General features: G+C 63.8%; 19 protein-coding genes. 8 read left to right on the plus strand and 11 right to left on the minus strand.

All coding sequences use genetic code 11. The annotated features are described in order from the left end of the window. Positions 1 to 149: 149 nt before the first annotated feature. The 5 genes from QJT78_RS41770 to QJT78_RS41790 form a co-directional block, all read right to left on the minus strand. On the minus strand, positions 150 to 734 hold the full coding sequence (locus tag QJT78_RS41770) for a HutD family protein (protein ID WP_028153832.1): 585 nt from the start codon (positions 732 to 734) through the stop codon (positions 150 to 152). A gap of 101 nt (positions 735 to 835) precedes the next feature. Beyond that, complete coding sequence (locus QJT78_RS41775; protein WP_155258162.1) at positions 836 to 1357, minus strand: hypothetical protein; 522 nt, start codon at positions 1355 to 1357, stop codon at positions 836 to 838. A gap of 272 nt (positions 1358 to 1629) precedes the next feature. Further along, positions 1630 to 2784, minus strand: a complete 1155-nt coding sequence (locus QJT78_RS41780) for an ABC transporter substrate-binding protein (protein WP_028153830.1) — start codon at positions 2782 to 2784, stop codon at positions 1630 to 1632. 27 nt (positions 2785 to 2811) lie between these two features. After that, positions 2812 to 3657: an amidohydrolase family protein gene (locus QJT78_RS41785; protein ID WP_038942710.1), complete on the minus strand. Its 846-nt coding sequence runs from the start codon at positions 3655 to 3657 to the stop codon at positions 2812 to 2814. A gap of 25 nt (positions 3658 to 3682) precedes the next feature. Continuing rightward, positions 3683 to 4525, minus strand: coding sequence for a shikimate dehydrogenase (locus tag QJT78_RS41790; RefSeq protein WP_028153828.1), 843 nt, complete (start codon positions 4523 to 4525; stop codon positions 3683 to 3685). A 616-nt stretch (positions 4526 to 5141) separates the two neighbouring features. Here QJT78_RS41790 and QJT78_RS41795 point away from each other — a divergent pair. Further along, a complete protein-coding gene (locus QJT78_RS41795; protein WP_028153826.1) occupies positions 5142 to 5438 on the plus strand; it encodes a hypothetical protein in 297 nt (98 codons plus the stop codon). Between the two features lie 57 nt (positions 5439 to 5495). On the opposite strand, the gene QJT78_RS41800 is transcribed toward QJT78_RS41795, so the two are convergent. From QJT78_RS41800 to QJT78_RS41810, 3 genes are read right to left on the minus strand one after another with little or no spacing between them, the layout of a single operon-like run. After that, entirely contained in the window at positions 5496 to 6341 is an 846-nt protein-coding gene (locus QJT78_RS41800; RefSeq protein ID WP_028153825.1) for an SDR family oxidoreductase, read from the minus strand. Positions 6342 to 6351: 10 nt separating this feature from the next. Then, entirely contained in the window at positions 6352 to 6903 is a 552-nt protein-coding gene (locus QJT78_RS41805; protein WP_028153824.1) for a carboxymuconolactone decarboxylase family protein, read from the minus strand. Next, the gene (locus QJT78_RS41810) at positions 6881 to 7582 is read right to left on the minus strand and encodes a TetR/AcrR family transcriptional regulator (protein WP_028153823.1); all 702 of its coding nucleotides are present in this window, start codon (positions 7580 to 7582) and stop codon (positions 6881 to 6883) included. Before QJT78_RS41810 ends, QJT78_RS41805 begins: the two co-directional genes overlap by 23 nt. Before the next feature lie 166 nt (positions 7583 to 7748). Here QJT78_RS41810 and QJT78_RS41815 point away from each other — a divergent pair, with 166 nt between their 5' ends. The 5 genes from QJT78_RS41815 to QJT78_RS41835 all read left to right on the plus strand — a co-directional run bounded on the left by QJT78_RS41815 (position 7749) and on the right by QJT78_RS41835 (position 12314). Continuing rightward, on the plus strand, positions 7749 to 8951 hold the full coding sequence (locus QJT78_RS41815) for an ABC transporter substrate-binding protein (RefSeq protein WP_028153822.1): 1203 nt from the start codon (positions 7749 to 7751) through the stop codon (positions 8949 to 8951). Between the two features lie 4 nt (positions 8952 to 8955). Further along, positions 8956 to 9849, plus strand: a complete 894-nt coding sequence (locus QJT78_RS41820) for an MBL fold metallo-hydrolase (protein WP_028153821.1) — start codon at positions 8956 to 8958, stop codon at positions 9847 to 9849. A 12-nt stretch (positions 9850 to 9861) separates the two neighbouring features. Beyond that, complete coding sequence (locus tag QJT78_RS41825) at positions 9862 to 10830, plus strand: tripartite tricarboxylate transporter substrate binding protein (RefSeq protein ID WP_028153820.1); 969 nt, start codon at positions 9862 to 9864, stop codon at positions 10828 to 10830. A 31-nt stretch (positions 10831 to 10861) separates the two neighbouring features. Continuing rightward, positions 10862 to 11401 carry a VOC family protein gene (locus tag QJT78_RS41830; protein ID WP_038942711.1) on the plus strand — a complete coding sequence of 180 codons (540 nt, stop codon included), beginning with the start codon at positions 10862 to 10864 and terminating at the stop codon, positions 11399 to 11401. Between the two features lie 100 nt (positions 11402 to 11501). Then, the gene (locus QJT78_RS41835; protein ID WP_281460568.1) at positions 11502 to 12314 is read left to right on the plus strand and encodes a methyltransferase domain-containing protein; all 813 of its coding nucleotides are present in this window, start codon (positions 11502 to 11504) and stop codon (positions 12312 to 12314) included. A gap of 10 nt (positions 12315 to 12324) precedes the next feature. Here QJT78_RS41835 and QJT78_RS41840 read toward each other — a convergent pair whose 3' ends face one another. Beyond that, positions 12325 to 13290 carry a helix-turn-helix domain-containing protein gene (locus tag QJT78_RS41840; protein WP_038942712.1) on the minus strand — a complete coding sequence of 322 codons (966 nt, stop codon included), beginning with the start codon at positions 13288 to 13290 and terminating at the stop codon, positions 12325 to 12327. A 265-nt stretch (positions 13291 to 13555) separates the two neighbouring features. Here QJT78_RS41840 and QJT78_RS41845 point away from each other — a divergent pair, with 265 nt between their 5' ends. Then, positions 13556 to 13849 (plus strand): hypothetical protein, encoded by a 294-nt coding sequence (locus tag QJT78_RS41845; protein ID WP_028158963.1) that lies wholly within the window; start codon positions 13556 to 13558, stop codon positions 13847 to 13849. A 152-nt stretch (positions 13850 to 14001) separates the two neighbouring features. Then, complete coding sequence (locus QJT78_RS41850; protein WP_028149577.1) at positions 14002 to 14406, plus strand: hypothetical protein; 405 nt, start codon at positions 14002 to 14004, stop codon at positions 14404 to 14406. Between the two features lie 92 nt (positions 14407 to 14498). Here QJT78_RS41850 and QJT78_RS41855 read toward each other — a convergent pair whose 3' ends face one another. Further along, on the minus strand, positions 14499 to 16061 hold the full coding sequence (locus QJT78_RS41855) for a L,D-transpeptidase (RefSeq protein ID WP_028149576.1): 1563 nt from the start codon (positions 16059 to 16061) through the stop codon (positions 14499 to 14501). 220 nt (positions 16062 to 16281) lie between these two features. Further along, complete coding sequence (locus tag QJT78_RS41860; RefSeq protein ID WP_028149575.1) at positions 16282 to 16500, minus strand: hypothetical protein; 219 nt, start codon at positions 16498 to 16500, stop codon at positions 16282 to 16284. Positions 16501 to 16644: the final 144 nt, after the last annotated feature.

A 16644-nucleotide genomic window follows, 5' to 3' on the forward strand; every position in this document is an offset into this window, starting at 1 on the left:
CACGCCTCAAGCACCTTGCGATCTTTCCTCGAAAGGTGGACTTCTCTTGCTTCGGGTATCATCCCGACCTTGAATCACGACTCACGTTCCAAGAAAAGTGGGTACTAGCCATGTGCATGGATTGTGCGCATCCGCCGGGCGATTGCCATCTAGCCGACGAGCTGAATCCAGCCTAGTACCGCCAGCCCTGAGACGAGTCCCAATCTGGACACCTCGGTCAGCTCGACCTTCAGCGTGCAGCCGTCGGGGATGACAATATCCTCGTTATTGAGACGAATGCTGCAATCGCCGGAAACCGCGTAAACCAGGTGCGTGCCGGCGGACAAAGGCCGCTCGCCGGGTTCCCTGAGTGCCAGCAACTCGATCTCCGCCGCACCGCGTCGGGCCATCAGGTTGACGACCTCGACGGGACCCGCCTCGAGCGCGGTCACGATCTCCATCTCGCCGGTGAAGCGCACCGTCGCAAAAGGTTCACGCTCGTCAAAATCCTGCGTGGGCGACTTCAGCACCAGCCCGCGCCCACCGACGACCATCTGCAGGCGGTCGATGCCAGGCATGTAGGAGAAGGGACCGGGCGCTACGATCGGCGTGGAGGCAAAGCGCCAGAGCAGGCTGTCCCAATCCTTCGCCGGCGCGTCGGCGCGATGCGCGTCCGCGATATCGGTGAAGATGCCGCCACCGTTCTTCCACGGCGAGCGGGTGTAGTCTTCGGACTTCAGCAGCGTGGTTTTCATCTCTTGAATTTATCCGGGAGAGCATGTGGCCGAGATCGCCCGCGCATCATGCGCGGGTTGGGCCGGCTTTGCCAACCGGTTTCACCAGCGATGAACTGCCGTCATGCCTTGGCGTCGAGGTTCAGCCTGGTGCTCAGCTCGTTCACGAGCGAATCCACGAACTGGTTCTGATAGGCCGAGATGCCGTTGAAATAGACCGGGCCGCCGGACTGCACCAGCAGGCCCCCGCCGGACACTTCGGCATCCTTGGCGCCGCTCCCGGATTGGGTATCGAGCTTGCCCATGGCGTCGTCGAGCTGCGCGGCGGTCGTGTCGTCCATCTCGCCATTGGCCTGAAGCGTGGCGAGCAAGGCCTGGTAGGCACTGCCGAGATCGGCTCCCGTCCCCGTCTCGGTCGTAGCGGAGAAGCTGCCGTTGGTCTTGCCGCTGTAGCTCTTGTAGGTCAGCGTCTCCGTGGTGGTGCCGTCGCTGTTGGTTCGATTGTCGAGCAACAGCTCGAACGCGCTGCCATAGGCGCCCGTCGTCAGCATGTTCGGATCGTTCGGATTCTTGTTCTTGCTCGCGCCTGTCTTGTCGGAGCCTGCGGTCCAGTTCGGCGGGACGGTGTAGCTGACGTTGGTCACGGCGCGAATTCCTGTGGTCATTGCGCGGAAACATTCAGCAATTCTTGTGCCAGCGAAGCGCTGTTGATTCCTATTACGTTTCCTCGTCGAACCGACGCGGATTTCGCATGATGCTGCAAAAATTGCCCGGCAGTTTGAGCCCATCGCGGGATTGAGCGAGGCTTGCGCTCGTAGCCCGGATGGAGCGCAGCGCAATCCGGGACGGTCTCACCACGAGGACAGAATCCCGGATTACGCTTCGCTCCATCCGGGCTACAAGTCAGGGACGCGCTTCAGTCCCCCTTGCCGCCCTTGAGCTTCGGCAAGGTCTCGACGATCTTCTGCTTGCCGTCGACGATCTCGGCGAGGAAGCTGGCGCGGTCGATGTCGCCGTTCTGGTCCCAGCTTGCCTCCATCAGCATGCCAGGGGCCTTGTCGGGCGTCAGCGTCAGGCCCTTCATCGCGGCACCAAAAGCCTTGCTGTCGAACTTGCCGATCTTTTCGGTGACGTATTTGACGAGATAGACCGCGGTGTATCCCTTGATGCCGTTGTGGTCGGGCCGGTACTTGTAGCGCGCGCTGAACTTCTTCGTGAAATCCTCGATCGCCGGCACCGGCGCATCGGCGGACAAGCCGACATGGCCGCGCACGCCATTTGCGGCGGGGCCGGCGAGCTCGACCACCTTCTGGCTGAGCAGCGTGGTCTCGCCGAACAGCGGCGTCGTCAGGCCCTGCCGCTTCGCCTCGATCAGGAAGCGAGCGCTCTCCTCCTCGTTGGTGTAGACGAAGGCGGCATCCGCCTTGGCGCCCTTGAGCTTGATCACGTCGGAGCCGAAATCCACCTGGCCCTGCTCGGTGGAGATATCGGCCGCGACCTCGATGTTGCGCGCCTTCATCTCCTTTACAAAATTGTCGTGGCCGCCCTTGCCGAAATCGTTGTTGACCCAGAGAACGGCAACCGTCTTCACCTTGAGCTTGTCGTGCAGATAGTTGGCGATCTTCGGCATCGAGAATTGCTGGCCGAAGGCAGTGCGGAACACCCAGGGGTTACCTTGCGTGGTGATGTCGGCCGCCTCGGCGCCGACGATCTGCGGGATCTCGGCGGCTTGCGTCAGCGCCATGTTGACCTTGACCGAGCCGGAATAGATCGGCCCGAGCACCACATACGGCTCCTTGTCCAGGACCTTCTGCACCTGCGCGCGCGAGATGCCAGGATTGCTCTGGGTGTCCAGGTGCTCGGTCTGGATTTTTCGGCCGAGAATGCCGCCGGCATTGTTGATCTCGTCGACCGCGAGCGCGACGCCGTCGCGCCAGTTCGTGCCGGAGACCGCGCCGGGGCCGGACAGCTCGATCACATCAGGGACGTAGACCGTGCTCTGCGCGCTGGCTGCGCCAATCCACGACGATGCTGCGAATGCGATGCCGAGCGCCCCTGCAAGATGCCTCATGACGTCCTCCTCCCCTTTGCTTTGTTTTTACGATTGATCTGGCGTGCCGTCGAAGCCAAGCAGCCTTGCCGGCGTTCGCCAGAGCAGACGGTGCTGATCGCCGGGATCCGGAAACAGCTTTGTCAGCACCGCGAGCAGCGGCCCGTAATCGAGCCGTTCGGCTGCGCGCAGGAACGGATAGTCCGATCCCCAGACGCAGCGATCGAGCGTGAAGGCTTCGACCAGCGCCGCGATGAACGGCCAGGTGTCCTCGTAAGGGTGCGGCTGCTGCGAGAATTTATAGTAGCCGGACAGCTTTACGTGCGCCTCGCGCTCGCGGCCGATCGCGAGCAGCGCCTGGAATGCTTTGCCCTTCAGCCCTTGCGCGACCGATGGTCGGCCGCAATGGTCGATCACGAGACGCACGCTCGACTTCTCGATCAGCGGCAGAAGGTCGAGCAATTGATCCTGCTCGACCTGGATCTGGAGGAACAGGCCGAGGCTCACCAGCTTCTCCAGCAGCGGCGCCGTATTGCGATAATGGCCGGCCCCGTGGTACGGCACGTTGAAGGCGACGCCGATCACGCCGTCGGCCTTCAAGCGTTCCAGCTCCCCGATGCCGACGTCGTTCTCGACGACGGCGACGCCCCAGAAGCGGCCGCCGCCCTGCCTCAAGGTGTCGAGCAGCATGCGGCTGTCGCTGCCGTAACCGGTGTTGGTGGCGACGACGAGCGCGTGCCTGACGTCGAAGGCGTCGAACACGCGGATGAGCTGCGCCGCGGGTGCGATCTCCTGCCCGCTCGGCCGGTACGGCGTATCAGCCCCGTAGGGAAAGCGAACGGGATCGATGGCATGGATATGGCAGTCGATCCTGGGGGACACAGGCAAGTTCATGGCGCAAAGCTCCCCGGCGTTGCTGTCAGAACGTCGCCTCGATGGCTTTGATCAGCTCGGGCGTCACGTCGGGCGTGATTCCGAACCAGGCCTTGAAGGCGAGCCGAGCCTGGTTGAGCAACATGCCCAGCCCGTTCACGGTGGTGCAACCGCGCGCACGGGCTTCCGCCAGGAACGGCGTCTCCAGCGGCGTGTAGATGAGATCGGCGGTGAGCGTCTCGGGCCTCAGGCGCGACAGATCGATCTCGAGCGCGCCCTTGCCGACCATACCGCGGTCGGTGCAGTTGACGAGCAACGCGACATCGCCCAGCACCGCGCCGCGATCGTCCCACGGAACGGCGCTGACGGCGGAGCTGAAGTCCTTCGCAAGGGCCTGCGCCTTCTCGGCCGTGCGGTTGGCGATGCGGATCTCGCGCGCGCCGTTCTCCAGCAGCGCCACGACCACCGCGCGCGATGCGCCGCCGGCGCCCAGCAGCAGGATCGGCCCGGCATCGCCGCGCCAGTCCGCCCTGGCATCACGCAGGCTCTGCACAAAGCCGTTACCGTCATTGTTGAAGCCGGAGAGTGTGCCGTCCTCTTCGACGACGATGGTGTTGACGGCGCCGATGCGTTTGGCGGTCTCGTTGACGCGGTCGAGAAGCGGCATCGCCGCCTGCTTGTGCGGCATGGTGACGTTACAGCCGCGGAAACCGAGCGCGACGAGGCCGCGAAGCGCATCCTCCAGCCGCTCCGGCCTCACTGCGAGCGGAACATAGGTGCCGCGGATGCCGTGCGCCTTCAGCCAATAATTATGTACGACGGGCGAGCGCGAATGCGCGACCGGAAGCCCGATCACGCCGGCCAATGCGAAGCCGTCTGCCTGCGACATGCTGCGATATCCATCCCCAACCTGGCCGCCGGCACGCTCACGCGCGCGCATACCAACCGCTCCGCCGCGGTCGCGGCTTCAGCGCACGACCATCTTATTTGGTCAACTGTCCAAGATTATTAGACGGCATGGCCATCGCACGCAATCTGAATCTCGCCGATGGGAGGACGGATGGAAGCTGGCGTCGGCCAACCGAGCGGCCGCTTCCCCTTGCCCCGCCGGCGGCGATTTAGGTCAGAAATCTACCCCTTATGGGTACCTTGCACGAAGCTTGGAGCGCCGCATAATACAGACACTTAGCTAAAGGTAATCGGTTCGCGCTTCGGCCAGGCAATTGCGTAACGCGCTCCTCTCGGTGGGAGAATTGCAATTTTGGACTTGCCGTATTGGTTGATCATTGCAGGCTCCGCGTTGGTATTGGGCGGGCTCATTGGCTTAGGGATCAGCCGCAACAAGCGGGTTGAGAGCGATCCCGTTCTGCTCCCGGGCGATTTGACGGCATGGCGAGCCGAGGGATCAGAGACCTCGGACCTTGCGGCTGCCCGGGATTCGCACAGGTAGGCACTGACGGCTTGCGCCCGTGGCCCATTCTGCGGCGCAAACTCTGGAGAGAGACATGACCCTGCACTTTACGCGCGTCGAGACTCCGGTGCATGAACTCGAAATCTGGATGGCGTGCAGCGGCGGATTTTCGTTTGTGATCAGCAATGAAAGCCGCACCGGCCCTGGCCTTCACGGAAAGCCGGGCCTGGTTGCCTCATGGCGACCCGTCGAAGAAAACAAGTCCGCGATCAAGCTTGGTGGCTCCCCCTTCAGTACCTTCGCCGAAGCCGAGAAGGCCTGCGAAGCCGTATTGGAAGCACTTGAGCAGATGAGCGAATCGCAAACTCCGACGACGTCCTCGCCGCAATGAAGAGAGACTCTGCTCGCCGGGGCATCGAATTCCGCGGCGCCGGATTGCGCTGGCGTCTTACATTCCGCTCAGGCCACTATCCACCGCGAGCGTCTGTGCGGTGACGTAGACGCTTTCATCCGACAGGAAGAACAGCACGGCATAGGCGATCTCCCAGGCGGTGGCCTGGCGGCCGAAGGGGACGTGGCCCTTGCCGCGGCTGGGGCGGCCGGCGCCGGCTTCGCGGCCGTTGGGGGTGTCTACGAGGCCGGGATAGACGAGATTGGCGCGGATGCCGCGGCGCGATCCGAGATGGGCGATGTTGCGCATCAGGCCGCCGAGCGCGGCTTTTGAAGAATCATACACCGCCATCTGCGAGCCGGCTTTCAGCGCGGCGATCGAGGAGATGAAGACGATGGCGCCGCCATTGTCGAATTTCGGCATCGCCGCGCGGCAACAGAGCATGGGACCGCGAACGTTGACGTCGTAGATCCTGTTCCACTCCTCGGGGCTGACGGCATCGAGCCCCGTCTTGCCGAAAGTGCCGATGTTCAGCACCATGCCGTCAAGGCCGCCCATCGCGCGATGGGCTTCGCCGATCATGCGCTGGACGTCGGCTTCGCTCGTAACGTCGGCGACGATGGCAAAGCCCTCGCCGCCTTCGTCGGTGATGTGCTTGACGGTCTGCTGGGCAGAGGTGTGGTTAAGGTCGGCTACCGCGACCTTCGCGCCCTCGCGTGCGCACAAAATGCTCATGGCGCGGCCGTTGCCGATCGGATCGGTGGCGGCGTCGAACACGCGCTGGCCGCCGCCGACGATCAGGATACGGCGTCCCTTCAGGCGTCCCCTGCCCGGCGCTTCGCCCAATGACTCCGCGCTTGGTGGACGGACGTAACGCTCCGGCTTGCTATCGATTTCCGCCATCTCAGCCGCCCTACTTCTTGCCGCCGTCATAGACTTTCATGCCGGCCGCGGGATCGAGATCGGTCTCGGTCGCCTCGGTGAGGCGCGCCATCATCATGTAGAAGCCGAGCGCAACGATGGATTCGACGATCTCCTGGTCGCTGAAATGTTTTCGCGCAGCAGCAAAGGTTGTTTCGAGAACGCGGACGTTCTCGACGACCTCGCGGCCGAATTTGAGAAGCGCGCGCTCGGCCTCACTCAACGCAGCAGAGTCGTACTCGCTGCGCTCCACCGCATCAATCTGTCCTTGCGTGCAGCCGATGCCGAGCGCGATCGGCACGTGCTGGCGCCATTCATAGGCGCCGCCTTCGAGCTGGGCGGCCTGCAGGATCAGCAGCTCGCGATTCACCGCACTGAGCTTCTGCTTGTGCAGGATCGAATTGCCGAGCCGCATCGCCGGGATCATGTTGGCCTCGGCATGGGCCATCATGCGAAAGATGTTGAGCTTGACCGGCATGCGGTCGAACGAGGCGCGGATGTCGCCGCTCGTCGTCTCCGGATCAATCAGGGGCAGCCTTGCCACGCGTCTCTCCCTTGGGTTTTCGTTTCTTGTTGTCGTTTGTCCCGCCATCCGCCGCGATCAGCGACAGGAAGAAGGCGAGATAGCGGTCGATCGCCTCGATCACCTTCGGCCGCGGCGAAGGCGTTGCACCCATCACGTAGTGTTCGAGGCGGATGTAGATCAGGCCGGCCGCGAACAGCCGCGCGGTCTCGCGTGGATCCGGCGTCGTAACCAGGCCGGCGAGCGCAAAACCGCGAAAATAATCCGTCATCATGCTCTGCTCGCGCGCATAGAAATGGTCGGCGAATTTGGCGCGAATGCCGGGCACGCGGTTACGCTCGGCGGTGATCACCTTCTGGAACTGATGCTCGCGCGGATCGGACCATTGCTCGACGAGATCAAGCGCGAACTGGCGGCAAAACGCAGCGGGCTGGCGCGCGAGCTGCCCGTAGCGCGGCTCTTCCAATCGGCTCGCCGAACTGGCCGGGCCGTGCTCGGCCACGATCGCTTCGAGGATCGCGGCCTTGCCGGAGAAATGATTGTAGAGGCTGCTCTCGCGGATACCGACGCGCCGTGCGAGCTCGCGCATCGAGGCGCCGCCATAGCCGCTCAGCGCGAACAGATTGAGCGCTTCGCTGAGGATACGCTCGCGGGTCGTGGGCGCAGCCGCTTCCGCCGCGCTGGAGGTGTGGACAGCCATGTGGCTTGACTAACGAACGATCGTTCGCTAGTCAACCGTACGAACGATCGTTCGTTTGCCAGATTGGCGGCGACGGTCTCGGCCCGCAAGTTCGCTGCGGGCGCTGTTCTCGCGTTTTAACTCCGCTCCTTCGAGAAGCGGAGAGCAAATCTGGGGAGACGACGTCATGGCGCGCTTCGCCCGCTTTCGCGCGGCCTGCATCCTGTTGCCGATGCTCGCAGCAAGCACCGCCCACGCCCAAAGCAAGTACGATCCCGGCGCCGATGACAAGACGATCAAGATCGGCACCACCGCGCCGCTGAGCGGCCCGGTCTCGGCCTTCGCGCAGATCGCGAAATCCGCGGAAGCCTATTTCCGCAAGGTGAACGACGAGGGCGGCGTCAACGGGCGGCGCATCCAGATGATCATCGCGGACGATGCCTACAGCCCGCCGAAGACGGTGGAGCAGACCCGGCGTCTGGTCGAGAGCGAGGAAGTGCTGCTGATCTTCGGCGGTGTCGGCACGCCGACCAACAGCGCCGTGCACAAATATCTCAACGACCGCAAGGTGCCGCAGCTCTTCCTGGGCTCGGGCGCCGCGAAGTGGGACGATCCCAAGAGCTTTCCGTGGACCGTCGGCTGGCAGCCGACCTATCGCGACGAGGCGATCGCCTACGCCAGATACATCAAGGCGAGCCATGCCAATGCGAAGATCGGCGTGCTCTACCAGAATGACGATCTCGGCAAGGATTATCTGAAGGCGCTGGAGGAAGGGCTCGGCAGCGGCGAAGCCATTGTCGCGCGCGCCGCCTACGAGACCTCGGCACCGACCGTGGATACGCAGATCCTGCAACTGAAGACCGCCGGCGCTGACGTGGTGCTGGTAGCGGCGACGCCGAAATTCGCAGCGCAAGCGATCCGCAAGATCGGCGAGATCGGTTGGAAGCCTGTCACCATCATCTCCAACGTCTCCGCCTCGATCAGCGGCGTGCTGGAGCCGGCCGGCAAGGACAATTCCACCGGCGTTATCTCCAGCCAGTATCTGAAGGATGCGACCGACCCGGCCTCGAAGGACGACGCCGGCTATAGGGAATGGCTGGCGTTCATGGACAAGTACTTGCCGGATGCCAACAAGAGCGACTGGCTCAACGTCTACGGCTACACCATCGCGCAGACGCTGATGACGGTGCTGAAGGCGTCCGGAAACGACCTCACCCGTGCCAATGTGATGAAGCAGGCCACGACGCTCAAGGACGTAAAGCTGCCGATGCTGATCAACGGCACCGCGGTGAACAATTCGCCCGAGCACTACACGCCGATGACGAGCCTCCAGCTCATCCGCTTCGACGGCACGCGCTGGGTGCCGTTCGGCGATCTCCTGAAGAACTGAGCCCATGCGGCAGGTCAGGATCGGCAGCATGCGGATCGATCTCGTCAGCGAGATCCCTTCGCTTGCCTTCGAGAAGACCTGGCTGTTCGCCAACGTCACCGACGAGGTGATCGCGGAGAACCGGAGCTGGCTCGATCACCGCTATATCGAACCGGAGACCGGCCGCTTCATCCTCAGCCACCACTCTTATCTCGTCCGCACGCCGCGCTGGACCGCCATCGTCGATACCTGCTGCGGCAACCACAAGCATCGGCCGCGCGTCCCGGTGTGGGACAACCTCAACCGGCCTTATCTCGACAACATGCAGGCGCTGGGCGTTGCCCCTGAAGAGGTCGACTTCGTGATGTGCACGCATCTGCATGTCGACCACGTCGGCTGGAACACGCGGCTCCTCGACGGCCGCTGGGTGCCGACCTTCCCCAACGCGCGCTATCTGATGGGACGCGAGGAGTACCGCCACTTCGAGACCGCGCACAATGCCGCGCCGAAACGCCCGGTCAACCACGGCTCTTTCGAGGACTCCGTGCTGCCGGTCGTCGCAGCCGGCCTCGCTGAGCTGGTCGAGACCGATCATCGCGTGTTCAGCGATCGCGACGCAGGCTTACGCTTTGCGCCTGCGCCGGGCCACACCGCCGGCAACATGCAGATCCACCTCAATGGCGGCCACGATCATGCGGTGATGTCGGGCGACGTCATCCACCATCCCATCCAGTGCGCCGCGCCGTGGCTGTCGAATGCCGCCGACGTCGATCCGGCCGCGGCGGTCGCGACGCGGATGGCGCTGCTGGAGGAGCTCGCGGATACACCGGGCTATCTGCTCACCGGCCATTTTCCGGCGCCGACCGCCGGCCGCGTTGTCAGGCACGGCGATGCCTACAGATTTCGTTTCGAGGATTAGGGGATTGCCATCATGAAGCTGCGCACCGTCACGCTGTCGTTGCTCGCATTGCTGTCGGCGGCGCTGCCGGCACACGCCGAGGATCCTGCCGCCTACCCCAGCCACAAGATCAAAATGCTTCTGCCCTATGCGGCCGGCGGCGGCGGCGACGTGATCGGCCGGTTGCTCGCCGACAAGATGGGCAAGACGCTTGGACAGAGCGTCTATATCGAGAACCACACGGGTGCTGCCGGCACACTCGGCACCCAGATGGTCGCAGCGTCGCCGAACGACGGCTACACCATCACCGTCGGCGGCATGACCACGCATGTGCTGGCGCCGGCGATCTATCCAAAACTGCCCTACGATTCGATCAAGGATTTTACGACGATCGGGCGTATCGGGACGTCCTCGATCATGCTGGTGGCAACCAGGGATTTTCCTGCGAATGACATCAAGAGCCTGATCGCGCTTTCCAAGAAGGGCGAGCCGATCCAGTACGGAAGCTGGGGCGTCGGCTCGACCGGACAATTCTGCGCGGAAATCCTGATGCAGCAGACCGGCATCAAGATGGATCACGTGCCGTTCAACGGCATCGCCAAACTCGCGGGCGACCTGCTTGGCGGCCACATCTCGCTTGCAACGCTGGACATGGCAACCGCAACGCCGCTGGTGAAGGACGGCTCTATCAAGGCGCTGGCCGCCTGCGGCGAGCGCTCGCCGAGCCTGCCTGACGTCGCAACCTACAAGGAGCAGGGCGTACCGTTCGACCGCAGCCTGTCCTGGGCGATGTATGCGCCTGCGGGTCTCGCGCCACCGATCGCGCAGAAATTGTCGATGGCGCTGAAGGAAGCGCTCGGCGATGCCGAGGTGAAGGAGAAGCTCCTGGGGCTCGGGATCACGCCGCAATTCGTCCCGGGTGACGAACAGCGCGACATCAACGCGCGCGACATCGCGGCCTGGAAGCAGGTAGCCAGGGACGCAGGCATCGAGGTCAAGTGACGATCGCAAGCGATCAGAAGGGAGCGCGGGCATGAGCCGCATTTTCGGCGCGGTGCGCCAGAACGGATACGTCGTGCGGGACATTCATGCCGCCATGAAGCACTGGATCGAGGTGATGGGCGTCGGCCCCTGGTACTACATGGACCGCGTCAAGACCGACTGGTTCCGCCATCGCGGCCAGGACTCCGCGGTCGAGATGAGCATTGCGCTGGCCAATTCCGGCGATCTCCAGATCGAGCTAATCCAGCAGCGCAACGATGCGCCATCGCTGTACAAGGAATTCCTCGACGCCGGCCACGAGGGCCTCCAGCACATGTCCTACTGGAGCCACGACTATCAGGCGCTCTACGACAAGGCACTCGGGCTCGGCTACAGGATAGGCCATGAAGGCCAGATCGGCGGAGAGAAGGGACGCTTTGCCTATTTCGACACGCAGGCCCATCCAGGAACCATCATCGAAATCTCCGACATCAGCGGCACCAAGGGGCCGTTCTTCGAGAAGGTCCGGCAGGCGGCGATGACCTGGGATGGGACGCGGGCGATCCGCGAGGTCGGCGGAGCGAAACCTTAAAATCCGACCGCCGGATTACGACCGGAAGAAGCCGCAGATGCGGTACGACCGCGATCCATGGTAGCATGAACCTCGTGTCCGAACCTTCAGCGAGGCAAGCATGTCCAACACTGACAAGGTTTTTGCCGGCTCGATCCCGAAAATCTACGACGAGTATCTCGTCCCGCTGATCTTTGCCCACTACGCCGCCGACATCGCGAAGCGTATCGCGGCTCTTTCCCCGTCGACGATACTGGAAACCGCGGCAGGTACCGGCGCCGTTACGCGGGCCGTGACCGCGGCGCTGCCTCCCGGCATCCGTTACGTCGTAACCGATCTCAACGAGCCGATGCTCGCGATCGCGGCGCAGCGCCAGGGTGAGGACCCGCGCATGACATGGCGTCAGGCGGATGCCACCGCCCTGCCCTTTGAAGAAGCCGCGTTCGACGCGGTCTGCTGCCAGTTCGGCGTCATGTTCTTTCCCGACCGCGTCAAAGGCAATGCCGAGGCAAAGCGGGTGTTGCGACCGGAAGGCACGTTCGTATTCAACGTCTGGGACCGCATCGAGGAGAACGTGTTCGCTGACGACGCCACCGCCGCGCTCGGAAAAATGTTTCCCGATGATCCGCCCCGTTTCATGGTGCGGACGCCGCATGGCTATCACGACAAGGCCATTATCAGAGCCGATCTGGAACAAGCGGGCTTCCGCCACATCTCGATCCAAACGCTTGCTGCGGTGAGCCGCGCCCCGTCGGCCGAGTATGTCGCGATCGCGCTCTGCCAGGGCACGCCGCTGCGGAGCGAGATCGAGGCCAGGGATGCCAGCAAGCTTCAGGCTGCGACCGACCTCGTCGCCGAGGCACTCCGATCGCGCCATGGGTCCGGAGCGGTCGAAGGCAAGATCCAGGCGATCGTGATCGAGGCGCGGCCGTAGGTCCGGACCCTCAGCGCAGGTTTGCGCGAAGCTCGCGCACGCCGCGTCCGAGCCGTTCCCGCAAGAGCGTCCGGAGCGTCGCGCCGTCCTCATAGCCGACCTCGGCGGCGATCGCATCGACGTCGAGACCGCTGCCATGCAGCAGCGACTGCGCGCGCTCGACTCGCAGATCCTGAAAGTAGGAGAGCGGAGACTTACCGAGCACCGACTCGCACCGGCGCTGCAGGGTGCGTGCGCTCGTCGCGAGCGCACTGGCGGCCTCCTGCAGCGAAAACCCTTGCTTGAGATGTTCGCGCGCCCAGCGCTCGAAACGCTGGATGAGCGGATCGGCCTGCGCGAGGTGATTGGGAATGATGAAGGGCGCCTGCAGGGAGCGCAGGTCGGCGAGCAGATAGCGCGACACGACGGCCGCGAGCTCGGGGCTCGCCTGGCGTATGAACCACAGCGCAAGATCGAGATGCCCCATCGCAGCGCCCGCCGTGACGACGCGGTCCGATGTCACCAGCATGCGTGTCTCATCGAGACGAACATTGGGGTAGCGTTGGCGAAACAAGGGTGACAGCCACCACGTGGTGGTCGCGTCCCGTCCATCGAGCAGCCCCGCCTCCGCCAGCACGAAGGTACCGATGCAGGACGCGGCGATGCGCGCGCCCTCGGCGTACCAGGACTGGAGCTGTTTCACTGCCTCTCCGACATCGCGCCGGTCGAGCGCCGGAATCAGTTGTTCCGGCCGGCTCGTATTCAACGCCGGTACGATGACCCAGTCCGGCTTCAGATCGGACGTTACCGATTTGACGGGGATCGCAAAGCCCTGTCCGGATCGGACCTTCTTCCGCACGCCGACAATTGAGACATCGAAATGGGGCGCTCCGCCCGGTTGAGCGGCTGCGAAATTGTTGGCGATCGTGAACGCATCGAGCGTCACGGTCAGCCCGGTGTCCCAAAATCCCTCCAGGGCGAGCAATTGAATGCGCATGGCGGAAACGCTCTCAAAGTTGCCGTTTACGACAATACCGTTCGAACGGAAGCAAGCCTAGCTTGCGATGCAACGGCAACCGGAACGAAGGCCTTCATCGCGATCGATAGATAAGGGCAATCATCTGAACCAACAACGCTATTCCAGATGTTCGCTCGAGGGATCGGTGGCGTAAACGCATCTAAAAATGGCGCTTCTGCCAACATTGCGGGAGGTCCCTGATCCAACGCCGTCCACTGACAAACAGCAATCCAAAGGAGCCCACATGAAAGTCATCGCCATCGGTAACATTGGCAAGGCACCGACACCCGAGCAGCGGCAGCAGATCATGCCGAGGGAAGTGCCGGCCACGCTCAAGCTGTATCTCGACGGGAAGATCGAGCAGTTCTGGTTTCGCCAGGACAAGCCAGGCGTGGTCTTCCTGATGAACGTCGAATCCCTCGAACAGGCCAAGGCGACCGTGGAAGCACTGCCGCTCGTCACCGACGGCTTCGCCACCTACGAGTTGATGCAGGTCGGTCCGCTCGCGCCGCTGGGCATGCTCATCCAGGGCAAGTGACCGCGCGTCGGACCGACACGCGACGCTTCCATCAACCTTCCGAACCGGTCCGCATCGCCGCCGTTCCACGGCGGCGATGCAACGTGCGGCAATCGCTGCCGGCGAAGCATGACTAAATGAAGAGCGTAAACCTCGTAACATGGAGGATTTCAATGAAGCTTACACTCGCTGCCGGTCTCCTGACATTCGCCCTGTGCCTGACCTCCGCCGTCCCCGGACGCGCGCAATCACCCACGCCACCGACACCGACCACCCGAATTCTCGCGATCGGCACGGTAAACCCCGGCGCCGATGTCGCCGCTGCGCGCGCCATCCTGCCGACGGAAGTGCGCGAGACGGTGAAGCTCTATCTCGACGGCAAAATCGACCAGTGGTACTCGCTGCAAAATCGTGTCGGCGTCGCGTTCATCCTGAACGTCACGGATATCGCGGCCGCTCATGACATGCTCGAAAAGCTGCCCCTGGGGCAGGCTCACCTCATGAGCTTCGAGCTGATCCCGCTTGGCCCGCTCAATCCGCTTCGGCAGTTGCAGGGCATGTCGACGGGTCCACAGTAGACAGCCGGGATACCCGTCGTTGGCGCCGCTGCGGTCGCCGACGACAGATATCTTCAGCTCAGGCGATGACGCGGCCCAGCGCGGCGCGCGTCCTACCAGAAGCCCCGCTGCATCGGCTGCGCCGGCTGATAATACTGATACTGGCCGCGGCGGCGCGGATTGACGGGCTGCGGGTTCGGCTGCTGCTGGAAGAAGAAGCCGAAGCCGTTGCCGCCATTGCCCCAGCTGTCATCGCTTGCCATTTCCATCGGCGGCGGCGCGGTCGGCTTGCGGGTGATGAAGCCGCCCTGCGGATGATTGCTCAGCACCGCGACGAACTCGGTGCGGTAGTTGGTCTCGGCGCTCAGCGGCTCGTCCGAGATTACGATCGACGAACGCGGCAATGCCGTCGGCCCGATGCGATCCCAGACGTCCTGCGGAATGGTGATGCGGTCGAGCGCGTCCTTGGCATCGTCGCCGTTCTCGATCGTGACCACGCTCCAGCGCAGGCCGGTATCGGTCTTCGCCATCGCGGTGAAGATGTGCGTGCCGAGCGGCTGGTCGGGATTGCGGATGGTGACGGGCACCTCGATGCTGGTGTCGAACACTTCGCCGCCGCCATCCGGCGCCGGCTTGTGCGTGTTCCGCCGCACGTAGAGCTTCTGCGTCGCGCGGCTGATGTAAACGGACACCGGCTCGAGGGCGAGCTTGGCGTCGGTCGCAGCCGTCACGGCTTCGGCCTTCCTGGTTGCCGCGACCTTTGCGGCCTCCTTGGTGGCGGCAACGGCGTCGCGCTTCGGCTGCGCGGCGGCCTTGGCGGCATCGAGCGCCGACGCAGCGTCGGCGGCCTTGGTCGCAACCTTCTGCTTCAGCTCCTCGGCCTGCGCCCGCGCCTGATCGGTCTTGGCGGCCGCGATCTTCTTGTCGGCGAAAGCGAGTTCGGCGTCGGCCTTGGCCTTCTGCTGTTCCAGCTTGCGCAGCGACGCGGGAAGCGACGCGGCCTCCTTCGCGGCCGCGGTCGCAGCTTTCTTGGCCTCGGCGGCAGCCTGGATCGCCTCCTCGGCTTCAGCGGAGAGCTTGTCGGCCCGGTTCGGCACAGCCGCGATGGCCTCGCGCTTCGGCACGAACAGCGAGGGATGAGTGAAATCGATCGGGGCCGCGTCGTTCGGCGAGATGATCACGCGCATGCCGATGTTGGTCTTGTCGAACAGCCCCTCGGCAAAGCCGAAGGGCATCCGCACGCAGCCGTGCGAAGCGGCATAGCCCGGCAGCGGCCCGCCATGCAGCGCGATGCCGTTCCAGGTGATGCGCTGCATGTTCGGCATCCAGGCATCGTCATACATGGTCGAGCGGTGGTCCTTGTCCTTCTCGACGATGGCGAAGACGCCGGCTGGCGTCTCGCGTCCCGTGGTGCCGGTCGAGACCGGCGCGCGCAGGATCCAGCCATCGGAATCGTAGAAAGTGACCTGCTGGCTCTTGATCGACACGATCGCCATGATCGGCTCGCCGGCCTCGCGCGGCGCGACCGCCTCGACCGGCTGGCGGGCCTGCTTGGCCGCCTCGGCGCTTCCGCTCAGCGCCGTCAGGGCAACGGCCGTTGCGAGCGCAACAAGTCCGGGGGGCCGCCAACGCCGCATCGCCGTGGTGGATTGCGCCGTCGTCATCAGGTCTTTCATGCCATTCCCCGGTCCAGTACCAGTCCGCGCCTTACGTCGATCGCGTCAGATTGCGATCTTTGGATTAAGAATTCGCAGCCACCTTGCGTTCCGTATCCGGCAATATTCGGACCGGTTCGGCGGCAAATCTCTCATATACGAGGGCTCGCGCAGGCGGAAGGTGGCCTGGGGCCGGGGCTGGCCCAGGGCTGGTCACGAATCGCTGCGGCACAATGTCCGGTTAGTGGGTTCGGCGCCCGATCAGCCGTGTCATTGCAGCGCCGAACAGGCCGAACAGCGCATACACCATGAGCGGCAGAGCGTGCGCGGCAGCCTGCCCGACCGGCTCGTGCTCCACGATTAGCAGGACCGCGAACACGGCAAGGCTCAGGAGGACGCAGATGAGGGCGGCAGCAAGGCCCAGCCTGCGCAGAACGAAGGCAAAGTCGGTGGTGGTCATGGCCGCATCCGGGGCGAAGATGAACAGACCTACGCTAGCCCGTCCTATTCGTGAGAGTGCGGCTTTTGGGCCCGATTGATGCGGCCGCACATCTTGTCTGACGAGGCGCACAGGATTGCCTTCGGCTTTTCGCCGCCTGACGAC

Origin of the sequence: Bradyrhizobium sp. Mp27, from assembly GCF_029953005.1 — a bacterium.
GTDB classification, from domain to species: Bacteria; Pseudomonadota; Alphaproteobacteria; order Rhizobiales; family Xanthobacteraceae; genus Bradyrhizobium; species Bradyrhizobium barranii.